This window comes from Desulfosarcina ovata subsp. ovata (assembly GCF_009689005.1).
Taxonomy (GTDB): Bacteria; Desulfobacterota; Desulfobacteria; order Desulfobacterales; family Desulfosarcinaceae; genus Desulfosarcina; species Desulfosarcina ovata.
In genome coordinates, this window is record NZ_AP021879.1 from 347,508 (window position 1) to 361,554 (window position 14,047).

A 14,047-nucleotide genomic window follows, 5' to 3' on the forward strand; every position below is an offset into this window, starting at 1 on the left:
ATGCTGTTATTTACATGCAAATGTCCCAATTGTTCGTCTGAAAATATCCGACATGACTATGTATATCGCACAATTTCTAACGGTGATAGGGAAATGTTTCTTTGTCAAGACTGCAAATATTCATTCTCAGAAACAAAAAACACCTTCCTGCAAGATATCAGAAAGCCTGTCAGTAAAATTTGGGAGGTCTTAAACGCCCGAACTGAGGGAACGTCACTCAATGCCACCTGCCGGATCTTTAAAATCGCTAAAAACACCCTTCTTGCCTGGGAAAGAAAATTTTCCTATCTTTATAGTACTTTATTTATCTATTCAATGGCGCATACGTTCATCCAGTCAGTCATTGAAGGTGATGAATTTTATACAAAAGTCAAAAAAAATGTTCCTGCTGAAGAATCTTCCGGATGGACTATTGTCCTCATGGATAGAGCCAGCCGTTTCATTTGGGAAATGAGCTGCGGTAAAAAGGACAGGTCCCTTTTTGAAAAAGCAATCAAAACCCTGGCGGAACTTGTCAACCAAACTGAAGACATAACCCTTCTGACAGATGGTGAACGTCGATATGGAAAAATTCTATTTGAAATATGCCACGAGCTTTTTCAAACTGGCATGCGTGGTCGTCCTCGAAAAGTGTTGAAAAAGGGAGTCACCGTCAGGGTAAAAAACAAAGGATCCCAAGCCCATAAGAAAGGACGCAAAAGGCCAAAATACCAGACAACATGTCCTCAACACCCTGAGACCACAAACCATATTACAGATAAGGAAACACACGCCAACCACGTTGAAGCCAACAATGCTGCAATGCGCCGAAAATGTTCCGCGTATAGAAGAAAAACAAACACATATGCAAAATCAGAAACCGGTCTTCAACGCGTGTTGAACGTTTATTGGGTTATCCATAACTTCCTCAGAGTTCACTTTACGACCAAAAAGGTGCCCGCTGTTAGTTTAGGAGTACTCGAATGCGAGATCACTCCAGAAGCACTTTTCAGTGCACAACATATTTAACTATTCAAAATTATGACTAATTAATTGCCTATTCAACTGAACCAGTGCCGGCCAATGTCATTTTTCTCGGTGGCGTGGGCCTTGGAAAAACCCATTTGGCTTCCGCTTTGGGGTACGAGGCCTGCCTTAAGGGATATACTGTCCTGTTCGCCACCGCCATCGACGTGATCAATACGCTCTCCGCGGCTCAAGCCGCAGGACGCATGAAACAGGAGTTGAAAAAATACATCCGCCCCTCGTTGCTGATCCTTGACGAGCTTGGATTTTTGCCCATCGATAAAACCGGCGCGGATCTGCTATTCCAGGTCATCAGCCAGCGCTACGAGCAGGGACCGATTGTTATCACATCAAATCGTGCCTTCAAGGACTGGCCGGAAATCTTCAACAACGACAGCACGCTGACCTCAGCCATTCTTGATCGACTGCTTCATCATGCCGACACGATTCTTATCCAAGGAAAAAGCTATCGCATGAAAGAGCAAATAGATTGATTAATGTCGCGTAAAAAGGCTGCCGGATGCTCATTATACAGAGATCCGGCAGCTAAAATTGCCAACTCATGGTTAAGCAAATTCAAACCGCCGAAAATACAGCATCTTCAGACCGCCGCTCACAGCTTGAACATCGTTACCTCCTATAATTAAGACTTCTCTATAGTATTTGACACCGTTGGATCTCTTTTCGACGAGTTTTCCACGTCAAATCAAATCTTTGATCACGTCGTCTTCGTTTTCACCGTTGTCGTTCACTCTCATATGGATCTCTAAGAAAACTTCAAAGAGCCTATAGGCCATTGAGGCAGCTACGTCAGCGTAGTTGGATAAATTGCTAACTTAGAAGCCGATAAATAATTGATCATACAGCGTATTACCATTTTTAAATTCACTTATGGAATACCTCCCAATGTTGAAGCTTTTTCAGAAATCAAAGGGGTCTAAAATAATTGTAGTCCTGGGAGGATTTGAACCTCCAGCATTTATAGTGTCACGGATTTACAGTCCTACAGTCCGCTGCCTTCAAACCATTCGGCGCACCCATCCATATTGATTAACGATCCCACTGACAACGACGCTTGGTAGCACGTTTCCAGCTACGGTCGTCACGATTGACCCAAATGTCATCCCAGACATGGGGAAGGTGACGACGGGTGGGACGAACATAGTCGGAATGAGCATGGTTCCAACGACGTTCGTAGGTGGTTTTCATACGACGACAAACATGTCCGCAACGATTAAAGTTTTTGAAGCCAGGAACAGGTTCCATCCGGAAACGATAAGAATGTTTAGCAAAGCATTCAGCTCCGAGATAGTAAATCTGAGAATAATAGACATCACCATATTTCATTTTTGGACCTCCCGTTAAGTTGTTAGCTTAACGGGTGTCCATTACCTCGTAAATTTCCATAGTTTCTCCTCGTATTACGATTTACAGCTGAGCAGCGAGCTTTTCATCGACGCTTGGCATGTCTTCAACTTTGGTCTTCTTGCACCATTCATCGAATTCCCGGTCAATTCTGTCGAGCATCTTAGCACCTTTAAAGTACTCTTGGAGCTCTTTTCCAGTCATGACTCTGGAAGGAACCAATAACAAAATCAAAACGATGAAAAGGCAAGCATACGGCTTCAGAGATGATGAATTCTTCAAACTCAAAATCATGGCGCTTCACCATTCAAAGTACGCTTTAGTCGGATGAACCTAAAAAATAATTAAAAATTATTTTGGTATAATGAACAACTATATTCTTCCTATAAAATCTTTTGTAATAAATGTTAGTTATAAGGATTTTCATCCGTCGCTTTACACTTGAGGAAAACTGATTTATTCCTTCCTACATCTATAGCTTTTTTAACCGTGAAAAAGGGTCAACGCCATTCCATCCTTTAAAAATTTGATTCATGATCTATGACCCAGACCGCTAAGTCTTCTATCTTATAAAATTCTTATTGACCCAACGCCGATACGTTCGACAAGATCACGTTTGACGAGATCGTCAACAACATCAGCATAGTCCTCCCCGTTAGCCACTCTGCTCCTGAGTTCAGTTTTAAATAAAGTGTCAGTTGGGTTTCTGGTAAAATATTCCCAAGCCAGTGCATCCCAATTCTTGACATCAAACAGGTCCGCGATAGAACATTGATAACCAGACTTTCCAAATTTTTCTTGCATTTCTATTCCCTATCGTACATGGTTGCCCAATAATTACTAAGAGCGCCATACCTCGTCGATAAAGAGAGCTTTTTTTAAGGCAAAAAGAGTTAATTAGAGAATTGCCCTACGGCTTTTATCCCCTTGATCACCTCGCCAAGGTTAATTATTCTCAGGCACCTGATTCAAAACTGTAGCTCCTATCGTGGCATATTGTGTTGATTCACCATGTCGGTGTGGTTTTTTACCTTAATTCCAATTGGTTATTCTGGTGAGTGTCCTTGCCATAATCGGTTGTATTTAAATTATCTAATTTTTTTGCATGAGCTACCGATCTATTACACCGGATGAGATTGGAAATATTTTTGGAAAACAAAAAAAGGGGATCTATGGACCTGTTAGATTTCACGCAAAAATTAAATGAAGAATTTAAAAAAGATTGTGTTATCTGTACAGCGGAGCGACCGTGGTTCGGCCATTTCATTCTTGAGACAGATGAATGTCGGCTGTCATACAAAATCGGAGATAAGAAAAATGCAGAGCTGCAAATCATAGACTGGAGGAATCCGCTTTCAAAGGGTTTTTATAATATGGTGCCTGGCGACTATTTTGATATGGATGAGTGGCAGGTCGAAAAACAACGTAAAGAACGATATCATTCCATATCCGGAGAGGTACTGCAGCAAACAAAAATCGTTGATAGAAACAGAACCATTTTCCAGGCAACCATCCAGACCAAGGACAATGATCACCTAGTCGAAATCAAAGATGATACCTATGTGTTTTTAGATGACGTCTCTGCTTATTTTACAAGTATAGAAGGGTTGCCCGATATCCGGTCGATGCTGACGAAAGATCAGTATGAATTAATTACAGCAAACCATTTGCAACCCCTAATCATTCAGGGAAGTGCCGGTTCCGGGAAAACAACAGTGGCTTTATATCGCGCTTCATGGCTGACATACGCCGAGTCTGCCCGTCATCCGGTTGACCCAAAAAATATTTTAATCGTAATGTTCAATAAAGCATTGCAAAGCTTTATATCAAATCTCCTTGAGCCATTGGGAATTGAATCAGCTAACCTCTTTACCTTTCATGCCTGGGCATTGAGTGAGGTAAAAAAAGCATATAAAGGCAAGATCAAGATCTGCATTGATCCTTTTGAAGGCGAGCAGACAGCGAAAAGCATAAAAAAGCAAATTGGTATTCTAAGAGCGATAGAGGTTTTTGTGAATGGGCAGATCCAAAGGCTTTATAAATGGGTGGAGCAGAAACTCAGCCCTTACCGTGGGCAAAGATGGATTGACGATCTAACCCAGTCAGAACAGCCCATCGTTCAGCGCCTTATAAGATTAAGAACAAAAGCGTTGATCGAGCGGAATAATGCCCAAGGGCGAGAAAAAGAAGAATTGGAGCAAATTCATCTGCTTTTCAGCCAAGCGGTTAAACGGATGACCCAGTATAAGGAAGAACTACTGAAATTTCTTACCGACAAGGTTCTGCTCAAAAAACACCTTAAACATATATCTGAAAACGAAATTGACACATTGGTTCGATACCAGAAGTCCCTTCAGGGAAAAGACAGTTCGCCACGGCGTCCCGGTCCTTTTGTCGGGTTTGATGACCTATCCCTCATCTTGTACCTCATTGAATTAAAAAATGGTGGATTAACAGATAAAAACAATGAAAATGTCAACCTTTTCGATCATTTAATCATTGACGAAGCCCAGGATTTCGGTGCTATAGAAATGACAGTGCTGCTCTCCTCCGTCAAAACACGAGCCGGTGTTACAATCGTTGGCGATATCAATCAAAAAATCATTCCCGAAGCCGATTTTATGGGTTGGGAAAAATTGGCCGAAGAACTTGGCATTGAAGGCGCAACCGTTTCAACGCTTGAAGTGGCCCACCGTTCTACAAAGCCTATCATGGACCTTGCATGTAGTGTCTTAAAATCAGCACGATCAACAAGGGGAAGAAACGGCATTTCGCCAGCAATAACCGTACTAAGCAGTGAAGAAGATAAAATAAAATATATTGTTGATATCTTAAAGCAACTTAGCCTCACATCAGAAAATCAGCATACATGCATCATTTGCCGACATGCAAAAGATGCGAGACCCTTTGCGGATATGTTGAGCAAAGCACTTCCGAATATTCAGATTCGATTGGGCCATAACAAGGAATTTGAGTTTTCACCCGGAATAACTGTTACCAACATGCGCCAGATAAAAGGCCTCGAGTTTGATAATTTAATTATCCTTGATCCATCAGAGGAAAATTATCCCAATGATAATCAAGGAATGAAAAATTTTTATACAGTTATCACACGGGCAAAAGAGCAATTGTTTATGGTTGGCACTGAAGCACCCACGTCTCTTATGAGCGATGCAATTGCAAACGGGATCATTAATTTTCAAGACCAGGCTAAGGTTGTTCCTATCGAATTTACAGAAGATGAAGATGCTCCCTTTTGAGTAGTAATTTTCCTATAGATTGGATATTTCATTTTTCCATTTTGTAATAAAATGAAGCGTGATGAAATATCATAAAATGACTGGAAAAGATAGGTATTGTTAATGAAAACTTTTGCGGTTAAATCGATATGATTTAAATTCAAAAATAGTAATATGTTTTATGAAAACAAACATTAATTATCAGGAATAATTGGTTTTGGAAAGACAAATTTTCCATGAATTAGATCCATTTGTTTGAAAGATTCAACAAACAACGGTTAGAAGAGTTGCGCAACATTATAAACAAAAAACGGGAGTATTTTATGAATGATTCGATTTCAATAGATATTTATGAAACTCTATCTTTTTTTGATGAAAAACCTACAGGAAGTTCTGGCCATGCAACTTCAATAGTAGGTATCTGTGGTGAAGATCTTGCAGCAGGTTCTTTTGCTCACTATATCCAAGCGACGGCACTGGTTCAGTTGAATAGGTGTTGTAAGTGCCAGAATATACATAAAATAGCTGGACAATAGAAGATAAAAAATGTACGGTAATCTACCCCAACCATGATGAGAAGGAGTAGATTATGCTGTTATTTACATGCAAATGTCCCAATTGTTCGTCTGAAAATATCCGACATGACTATGTATATCGCACAATTTCTAACGGTGATAGGGAAATGTTTCTTTGTCAAGACTGCAAATATTCATTCTCAGAAACAAAAAACACATTCCTGAAAGATATCAGAAAGCCTGTCAGTAAAATTTGGGAGGTCTTAAACGCCCGAACTGAGGGAACGTCACTCAATGCCACCTGCCGGATCTTTAAGATCGCTAAAAACACCCTTCTTGCCTGGGAAAGAAAATTTTCCTATCTTTATAGTACGTTATTGATCTATTCAATGGCGCATACGTTCATCCAGTCAGTCATCGAAGGTGATGAATTTTATACAAAAGTCAAAAAAAATGTTCCTCCTGAAGAATCTTCCGGATGGACTATTGTCCTCATGGATAGAGCCAGCCGTTTCATTTGGGAAATGAGCTGCGGTAAAAAGGACAGGTCCCTTTTTGAAAAAGCAATCAAAACCTTGGCGGAACTTGTCAACCAAACTGAAGACATAACCCTTCTGACAGATGGTGAACGTCGATATGGAAAAATTCTATTTGAAATATGCCACGAGCTTTTTCAAACTGGTATGCGTGGTCGTCCTCGAAAAGTGTTGAAAAAAGGAGTCACCGTCAGGGTAAAAAACAAAGGATCCCAATCCCATAAGAAAGGACGCAAAAGACCAAAATACCAGACAACATGTCCTCAACACCCTGAGACCACAAACCATATTACAGATAAGGAAACACACGCCAACCACGTTGAAGCCAACAATGCTGCAATGCGCCGAAAATGTTCCGCGTATAGAAGAAAAACAAACACATATGCAAAATCAGAAACCGGTCTTCAACGCGTGTTGAACGTTTATTGGGTTATCCATAACTTCCTCAGAGTTCACTTTACGACCAAAAAGGTGCCCGCTGTTAGTTTAGGAGTACTCGAATGCGAGATCACTCCAGAAGCACTTTTCAGTGCACAACATATTTAACTATTCAAAATTATGACTAATTAATTGCCTATTCAACTGAACCAGTGCCCAAGCGACAGGTAGTTCAGTAAAAATATATGACAATCCTTGTACGCAGGGCACAAAAAAAGGTTCAAGATTAGATAGATGGATTAAAGTCGTAAATAAAAATAGTACCATTTTATACCAAACAGAAATTAAAAACTGGTCAGCCCATGCAATTGGAGGCTCAGTTTTACCAATTAATATTTCAAACAGTGACTTAAAAAAAAGAATAATGATAAATTGGGAAAACCAATGGTCTGAAGAAAATGGAAATTTTAAAAATGATACTGTCAAAAAAGTTCTCACGCCTATGAAAGCTCCAGAGGAAGAAAGTGTAGAACCTTTAGTAATATTTTGGAGAGCAATGAGCCCACATGGAGATCAGAACCCATTTTTTTCTATTAATACAAAAAATGAAAATTTTCCAAAAGTAAATATATTTTCAATATCTTTGTATTTTAGGAATCTATATAAACAATCCCAAACGGGGATATCTATTTACGCACCATATGCAATTAGAAGATTGGAATGGTTGAATAAATTAATCCTAAATAACAGCTAACACGTTGGTCCCGATTACAGATATATGCGGTCGGCCCAAAAACTGGACAGTGTGCTAAGTGTTAAAACTGTGGTCGGACAAAGCTGGAGACTGGTATGATGAGCCTTTAGGCCAAAAAAGGGATGTTTTTTATCTTAAATGATGTTTTTGATACCAAAAAGGACGGCTTAGCAGGCAGGTCAGGTTGCGCTGGTAGACGTTACTGAAAATCAGTAAGGGTTATACGCAGAACAATATCACGGAACCTGTACGCTCGCACTCTGACCTTCATTGTTTCAAGTCCACCGTAAATGGTATCGCCAGGTCAAATCTAAAAAGTTGTGATTAACGCTCTCCATTAGATTGATCGACCGTGACGGTTTGTAGAGTTTATGCCAAAGGAATAATCATCTGATAACCTGCAGCTTACCGAACTACCATGCAGGTTTTCAATCTGGCAAAATCGGCAAATACCAATACCAACGCTTTATGATGGATGGACTTCAAGTCGAACGAAAATAGAATCAACCAGGGAAATTGAAAATGTTGTGATAAACGCCCTCCACCAATTTTAAAGAAACGCCTGATCCTACAGATTCTCAAGGTTTATCCCAAAGAAATAGGCACGTTAAAATCGACAGATTACCAAGACTAATCTGTCGATTTTCAACTTGCCAAAATCTACAGCTAACAATACCAAAGCGCAACTTCAGCATTAATACAGATACATCAATTAAACACAATCGTGCATATTCGGTAATCCCACCTGGCCGTAACCGATGCGAATGAATGGGACATTCATTAGTTGCAAATAATGTGAGCCGGACGCCGTTATTCCGAGCCCAGTGGCACTTAATCTGAGCCGAGAGCGGTGCGTTATTCCGTCCGGGCCGATCTTATTCCGAGCCGCTACAGATACCCCTTGTTGGAGAAGAAATATCCATGCCTGTCCGGATGTTGCCCATAAAAGGTTAAAAATGCTGTTATTATACATAAAATTTATAATTTTCCATTCGGACATTAATTCTTTCAAGACCAGTATTTACAGTAAGTTACTACCCAATGCCGTTTCCTTAACGGTTCGTTTTGTATTCATAGAAAAAGCGTTGTTGTTTGACCCTGTGCCTCCTTGGAAATTTTCTATTGGGTCTTACGCTTTCAGTCGTTTGGATAAATATTTTTCGTAGTTTACAAATAATTTCAATAAGTTTATTATCGGTTTGATGAAAAACGTGTACAATCGTATGCTTCATTTTCACCAATGCCTGTGTGAAGTTTATTTGGTGTAAATGCTTCAGGTTTTCAGATTTAGCTTGAATCTGTTTTTTAGTCGTACTTGCGACGACTGCTGTGAAGTTCTTTGAAAAAACTTTAGCATGGAAATCTTGATAAACGGAACGGTATGTCTTGCCGGAGAAGTTTTCGATCTGAATGCGATATTTCAAAGTCTTATAATCCTCTTCTACCGGCCAGCGCAGGTGGTACAGATCCGAAAAGTATTCATGCGGATACTTTGCCATATCCTTCAGGGAGGTAACGAGTATTTTCGTTTCACCAGATTCCAACTCAACCCGAATAAAGCGAACCTTTATCGGTTTGTTATCAATGCCCATTTGGTGGCATTTGCGAAAAGATTGAGGCGTGGGAATAATTTTAGCAATTTGCTCTTTCTTTCCTGATAAATAGAACTTTTTAGCCTCTTTCCACTGATTATACGAAATTCTGGCGCAAAAATTAGCTCCCAATGAAATGAAGGACCTGGAAATACCGATCCAACTCTTCTTGGTAGGATTGGTTATTCATGTTCATCAAAAAGAAAATGAGCTCATGAAACGGTAAGTGCCTTGTTCTAACAAAATCATTTGGACTTTCTTTGTTTTTGTTGCGGAACCCTTCGGAGAAAATTGTATTTTTTATATAATCAACAAGTTGTGGCACAATTATGGAAAGTCAGGTTCCATGCCAAGTTTTTCGTTTTCAAGCATAATTTTTTCCTTTGTTGAAGTATTATTCTTAAGACAGAAAACAACTCATATATAGCATAACTAATTGTTAATTTACAATATTTTATATTTGGCTGGCTTAAGGAAACGGCATTGATGTTATACTGAAAGACTCTAATTGGAACAGGGCTGAACTATTGAGATATAGCTTGCATCGGTTGGAGTGTCAATTGTTGTGGTAGGTAGGTTTCTGATCATCAGCCGGAAAGTCAGTACCATTAAAGATGGGAGCTCGGTAGCTATGCGGAATGGAGCTGTGAAAGGAAATCTGATTTTTCTTATTTTATATGCAAAAAGTACCAGCCGCCAAATTTCTGATTTAGCGTGCAAATCTGTAGGCTCAATTTTCTCGTTTTAAATGCAAAAAACACCCGGACAAGGCCGGAATCGGCTAAATTTTCTCGACATAGATTTTCACACCAGAATCCGCCCCACGCCATCCACAAGCCCCCAGTATCACCACCAAATCCCGCCAAATCCCGCCAAATCCCACCAATTCCCGCCCAATTCCATTTTTCTGAGGTCATATGCAAATCAACACTGGTTTTTAAAAATCCTCCTCAAACCATCCCCAAAGAATCCTCGTACAAACACAACGCACCAGAATCACGTCCAATATCCCACCAAATCCCGCCAAATCCCATCAATTCCCGCCCAATTCCACTTTTTTGAGATAGCGTGCCTCCCCATACCTGCCCTATTGATCAAATTTGCTTACACCAGCGCTTACACGGCCCTGGAAAATTAGAAAGGGGCTACAGCTTGTTTGCTGTAACCCCCTGAGTTTGCTGGCGCGCCCGGCAGGATTCGAACCTGCGACCTACGGATTCGTAGTCCGGCACTCTATCCAGCTGAGCTACGGGCGCGGAAAAGTTGGACAGCTTATTAAGCCAAACCGCGATGCATGTCAATGGATTATTGAAATATTTCTGATTAATGGTATGAAATTCGTATTCTTGGGAGGTGATAAAAATAATGATAATACAGATGATCATCTCTGTCCTCATGGGAATGATGTTGCTGGTAGCGGGACGCCGGCTATTCTGGCTGTTTGTCGCTGTGGCCGGATTCGCCGCCGGCCTGCAGGCGGCGCCCATGATTTTCGGTCCGCAACCGTTCTGGCTGCTCTGGTCCGTCGGATTGATCGGTGGTGTCATCGGCGCGGTGCTGGCCCTGTTTTTTCAGCATATCGCCATCGGTGTGGGCGGGTTTCTGGCGGGCAGTGCGCTGGCTTTTCAATTGATGGCCCTTCTGGGCCGGTATCCCAGCGGGTGGATAATCCTTGTGGGGGGAATTGTCGGCGCAGTTGCTCTCTTTCTTGTTTTCGACTGGGCCCTGATCCTGCTTTCGTCCATTGTGGGCGCCGTTTTGCTCGGCGATGGCATGGGCCGGGTCACCTTTGTTCATCCGGCCATGCTGATGGTTCTTTTTGTCATCGGCGTGGCCATCCAGGGGGCATGGCTGCTGGCTTCCCGGAAAACTGACCGTTGATCGGGAAAGGGCAACCCGTAGACGTTGCCAATTCCGAGGCCATCACCCAATTTGCAGCCGATTTGAAGCAATTGAAAAAAGGCACCCGCAAACGAAAAGTGTATTTTGACAGCGTATCTGGGCTTTTTTGCTGAAATTGTCGATGAACTCCTCGCGGGCGGGCACAAGGCCCTGGTCTTCAGCCAGTTTACCGGGCATCTGGGAATCATCCGCGAGGTGGTGGAGAGCAAATCGATCCGCTACCAGTATCTGGACGGAAGTACTCCGCAGAAAGAGCGTCAGCGCCGGGTGGCGTCATTTCAGAATGGCGACGGAGATCTGTTTCTGATCAGCCTCAAGGCCGGTGGCGTTGGCCTGAACCTTACCGCTGCCGACTACGTCATCCATATGGATCCCTGGTGGAATCCGGCCGTTGAAGACCAGGCCGCCGACCGGGCGCACCGTATCGGCCAAACCCGGCCGGTGACCGTTTACAGCCTGATCGCCCGGCATACGATCGAGGAGAAAATCGTCGCCCTGCACCGCGCCAAACGGGACCTTGCCGACAGTCTGCTTGACGGTACCGATATGAGCGGGAAAATGAACGCCGAGGAACTGATGGCATTGATTCGGGAGGGATGAGACATCAAAAAAGTTATTTCTTGCCGGGTCCATTGAAAGGGCAGGGAGATGATGGAAATGATGATGCCTGAACTGAATTCGCCGCGGTTGCTTTTTCTACGGTTGCCTTTTCCAATTGAACAAATTCATCGCAAAAACAAGCGCTGTGGAAAGCCATGGATTTTCTGGCCGCTTCGGGGTCCCCTGTTATAACCGACATAAAAACATCGTCATGCTCCCCGATGCGATGAATTGTCAGCAGGCTCTCTGTCAGAAGTTCATTGATAATTTGGTGGGTTAAGGATATCAATGAGATCAGTATGTTTTTCAAAATAATATTGCCGGACATTTCAGCGAGAATGAAATGAACGGCTGTCAGTTTATTCATGAGGTCTTCGTTTGATTCGAAACCTTGCTTTTCTTGCTCCAATGCAATTTCAAGCTTTTTTCTATATCCATCGGTGACATTCAACGCAGCCAGTCGCGCGATTTCCGGTTCAATGTATTGACGAACACGGCCCACCTCATTAATAGAAAGCTTTTTTGAGGAATATAAATCGGAAACACCCATCTCCAGCAGACCCGCGGAATTTTCTTTGACAAACGCGCCTCCCAGCGGCCCCTGTTTTATTTTAACGTATCCGCTCACCTGAAGGCCCCGGATGGCTTCCCGCACGACTCCTCGGCTGACATTGAACAAGTTTGTCAATTCTCTTTCCGATGGAAGTTTGTCTCCTTCTTTATAGGCGCCTTGAAGAATGGCGCCTTTAAGTTGGGCCAACACCTCTTCGCTCGCCCTGGACTGTTTTATCGGTTCAAAAAAATGCATTTCAAATCGCAAGCCCCGGATCTTGAATCAAAGCTATTGCAAACTGACTTTAAGGTCGCCAAGCCAACAGCCCATCTGGTACCACCTTAACAATTAATCGCGGATAAATTTAAGCATTCATAAAATCATTACAATTCCATCTATCAGAAAAATTATTTCTTGACAAGACCAAGAGTACATTATATGTAGGACCATAAATGTAAGACCAATAACACCACGCACGCTTTTTAATTCTCGATAAAATTTTTAAATATATTTCGATCTCTTAATTCAAATTTAAGGATAAAGGGAAAGGCGTTTTTGTTGGTTTGCCAAAGGGGTAAATAGCTTGCCGATGCGCAGGAAGCGTTTTCCCGTTCCCTTCAATGTCGACTACTCATACTGGGTTGATGATGAAAACTTCGATTTGAAAAACCACATTCGTTTTACTACGCTTTTTCACACATAGCCCCACTATGTGTAAAAAAGCCCGCCTTGAATACGAATGAAAATCATGCGCATCCTGGTATATTCTTATCCGCCAATCGCCTTGCGGTGATGAATGGGTACTGGAACGAGCCAGAAGAAACCAAAAAAGTAATGAAAAAATAGACTTTGCCTCCAAATCCCGTCTGCTGTTAAACTGTTTGAAAGAGGATCACCGCAAACCAGTAAACGAACAATTTCATGAAGGAGGTTTTATGCAAGAGCAATGGGCCGGCACAACTGCCACGGGTTATTCCGCTTTTTCGATGATTTGTTTGATGTGTGAACCAAAAGACGTTGATCAAGGGGGAAATTCACACTGATCCGCGATAAGCCCAAAAATCCAGCAAAAGGAAACGGTTTATGGATGCAAGATTTCTCGAAGCCTGGGGAAATTATCTGATCGCTGCGGCAAAGGGGAGCGAATCCTTGGAGGCACTTTCGAGTTGGGTAAACAAAGACAGCAAATCCTTATGGTCATTGCCGGCGGCGTTCTGTCAATTATACGGTATTGATGTCTCGGAGAAACCGAAGGAGAATATCAATAATACGTTTCAGGAAATACAGAAACTGTTTGTAAAAAACTATTCCGATGCCATCATTGCTATGGGAGCAGTGCCCAAAACAGAGCATGATGCACTTATAGAAAAATATAATACGCTCAAGAAAAAGAACGAAGAACAGACCAAAACCATCGAAAAGCTGCAACTGCTATTGGCTACCAAACAAATCGGCGCGGATAAGGTATGGGATGGAATACAAGGGCTGACCAAATTTCAGGAAAACCAAATTCGAAATGCCATGGACATCGTAACGAAATTGTTTGAGACAGACGACAACTCCTAATCGTGAAGCATTATTAAGCCTTAATACGCTAACTATAAGCTT

At 42.0% G+C, this 14,047-nt stretch carries 16 protein-coding genes and 2 tRNA genes; 11 read left to right on the top strand and 7 right to left on the bottom strand.

The genetic code is table 11. The features are described 5' to 3' along the window. Together GN112_RS01650 and GN112_RS01655 are read left to right on the top strand one after the other, a co-directional pair. Positions 1-1,008, top strand: a complete 1,008-nt coding sequence (locus tag GN112_RS01650) for an IS1 family transposase (RefSeq protein ID WP_155308629.1) — start codon at positions 1-3, stop codon at positions 1,006-1,008. 44 nt (positions 1,009-1,052) lie between these two features. Further along, positions 1,053-1,499, top strand: coding sequence for an ATP-binding protein (locus tag GN112_RS01655; protein WP_269434883.1), 447 nt, complete (start codon positions 1,053-1,055; stop codon positions 1,497-1,499). A 458-nt stretch (positions 1,500-1,957) separates the two neighbouring features. On the opposite strand, the gene GN112_RS01660 is transcribed toward GN112_RS01655, so the two are convergent. Together GN112_RS01660 and GN112_RS01665 are read right to left on the bottom strand one after the other, a co-directional pair. Further along, a tRNA-OTHER gene (locus GN112_RS01660) sits at positions 1,958-2,039 on the bottom strand. Between the two features lie 16 nt (positions 2,040-2,055). Continuing rightward, positions 2,056-2,352 (bottom strand): hypothetical protein, encoded by a 297-nt coding sequence (locus GN112_RS01665; protein WP_155308630.1) that lies wholly within the window; start codon positions 2,350-2,352, stop codon positions 2,056-2,058. Positions 2,353-2,608: 256 nt separating this feature from the next. On the opposite strand from GN112_RS01665, the gene GN112_RS01670 reads away from it, so the two are divergent. Beyond that, a complete protein-coding gene (locus GN112_RS01670; RefSeq protein WP_414736135.1) occupies positions 2,609-2,701 on the top strand; it encodes a hypothetical protein in 93 nt (30 codons plus the stop codon). Between the two features lie 236 nt (positions 2,702-2,937). Here GN112_RS01670 and GN112_RS01675 read toward each other — a convergent pair whose 3' ends face one another. Next, positions 2,938-3,174 carry a hypothetical protein gene (locus tag GN112_RS01675; protein WP_155308632.1) on the bottom strand — a complete coding sequence of 79 codons (237 nt, stop codon included), beginning with the start codon at positions 3,172-3,174 and terminating at the stop codon, positions 2,938-2,940. Positions 3,175-3,518: 344 nt separating this feature from the next. Between GN112_RS01675 and GN112_RS01680 the strand changes: the two genes are divergently transcribed. The 4 genes from GN112_RS01680 to GN112_RS01695 all read left to right on the top strand — a co-directional run bounded on the left by GN112_RS01680 (position 3,519) and on the right by GN112_RS01695 (position 7,792). Further along, positions 3,519-5,630 carry a UvrD-helicase domain-containing protein gene (locus GN112_RS01680; RefSeq protein ID WP_162458732.1) on the top strand — a complete coding sequence of 704 codons (2,112 nt, stop codon included), beginning with the start codon at positions 3,519-3,521 and terminating at the stop codon, positions 5,628-5,630. A 302-nt stretch (positions 5,631-5,932) separates the two neighbouring features. Next, complete coding sequence (locus GN112_RS01685) at positions 5,933-6,145, top strand: hypothetical protein (RefSeq protein WP_155308634.1); 213 nt, start codon at positions 5,933-5,935, stop codon at positions 6,143-6,145. Between the two features lie 53 nt (positions 6,146-6,198). Next, positions 6,199-7,206 (top strand): IS1 family transposase, encoded by a 1,008-nt coding sequence (locus GN112_RS01690; RefSeq protein WP_155308635.1) that lies wholly within the window; start codon positions 6,199-6,201, stop codon positions 7,204-7,206. Between the two features lie 256 nt (positions 7,207-7,462). Then, on the top strand, positions 7,463-7,792 hold the full coding sequence (locus GN112_RS01695) for a hypothetical protein (protein ID WP_155308636.1): 330 nt from the start codon (positions 7,463-7,465) through the stop codon (positions 7,790-7,792). 1,052 nt (positions 7,793-8,844) lie between these two features. Here the strand turns inward: GN112_RS01695 and GN112_RS01700 are convergent. The 3 genes from GN112_RS01700 to GN112_RS01710 form a co-directional block, all read right to left on the bottom strand. Next, positions 8,845-9,516 carry a transposase gene (locus tag GN112_RS01700; protein ID WP_231716908.1) on the bottom strand — a complete coding sequence of 224 codons (672 nt, stop codon included), beginning with the start codon at positions 9,514-9,516 and terminating at the stop codon, positions 8,845-8,847. A gap of 536 nt (positions 9,517-10,052) precedes the next feature. Continuing rightward, positions 10,053-10,301 carry a hypothetical protein gene (locus GN112_RS01705; RefSeq protein WP_155308637.1) on the bottom strand — a complete coding sequence of 83 codons (249 nt, stop codon included), beginning with the start codon at positions 10,299-10,301 and terminating at the stop codon, positions 10,053-10,055. A gap of 262 nt (positions 10,302-10,563) precedes the next feature. Next, positions 10,564-10,640, bottom strand: a tRNA-Arg gene (locus tag GN112_RS01710). A 109-nt stretch (positions 10,641-10,749) separates the two neighbouring features. Between GN112_RS01710 and GN112_RS01715 the strand changes: the two genes are divergently transcribed. Together GN112_RS01715 and GN112_RS01720 are read left to right on the top strand one after the other, a co-directional pair. After that, the gene (locus GN112_RS01715) at positions 10,750-11,265 is read left to right on the top strand and encodes a TM7S3/TM198-like domain-containing protein (protein ID WP_155308638.1); all 516 of its coding nucleotides are present in this window, start codon (positions 10,750-10,752) and stop codon (positions 11,263-11,265) included. A 105-nt stretch (positions 11,266-11,370) separates the two neighbouring features. Further along, positions 11,371-11,886: a DEAD/DEAH box helicase gene (locus GN112_RS01720; protein WP_231716909.1), complete on the top strand. Its 516-nt coding sequence runs from the start codon at positions 11,371-11,373 to the stop codon at positions 11,884-11,886. A 13-nt stretch (positions 11,887-11,899) separates the two neighbouring features. On the opposite strand, the gene GN112_RS01725 is transcribed toward GN112_RS01720, so the two are convergent. Beyond that, entirely contained in the window at positions 11,900-12,694 is a 795-nt protein-coding gene (locus GN112_RS01725) for a FadR/GntR family transcriptional regulator (protein ID WP_155308640.1), read from the bottom strand. A 334-nt stretch (positions 12,695-13,028) separates the two neighbouring features. Here GN112_RS01725 and GN112_RS35090 point away from each other — a divergent pair, with 334 nt between their 5' ends. Then, on the top strand, positions 13,029-13,142 hold the full coding sequence (locus GN112_RS35090; protein ID WP_155314097.1) for a hypothetical protein: 114 nt from the start codon (positions 13,029-13,031) through the stop codon (positions 13,140-13,142). 380 nt (positions 13,143-13,522) lie between these two features. Beyond that, a complete protein-coding gene (locus GN112_RS01735; protein ID WP_155308641.1) occupies positions 13,523-14,005 on the top strand; it encodes a hypothetical protein in 483 nt (160 codons plus the stop codon). Positions 14,006-14,047: the final 42 nt, after the last annotated feature.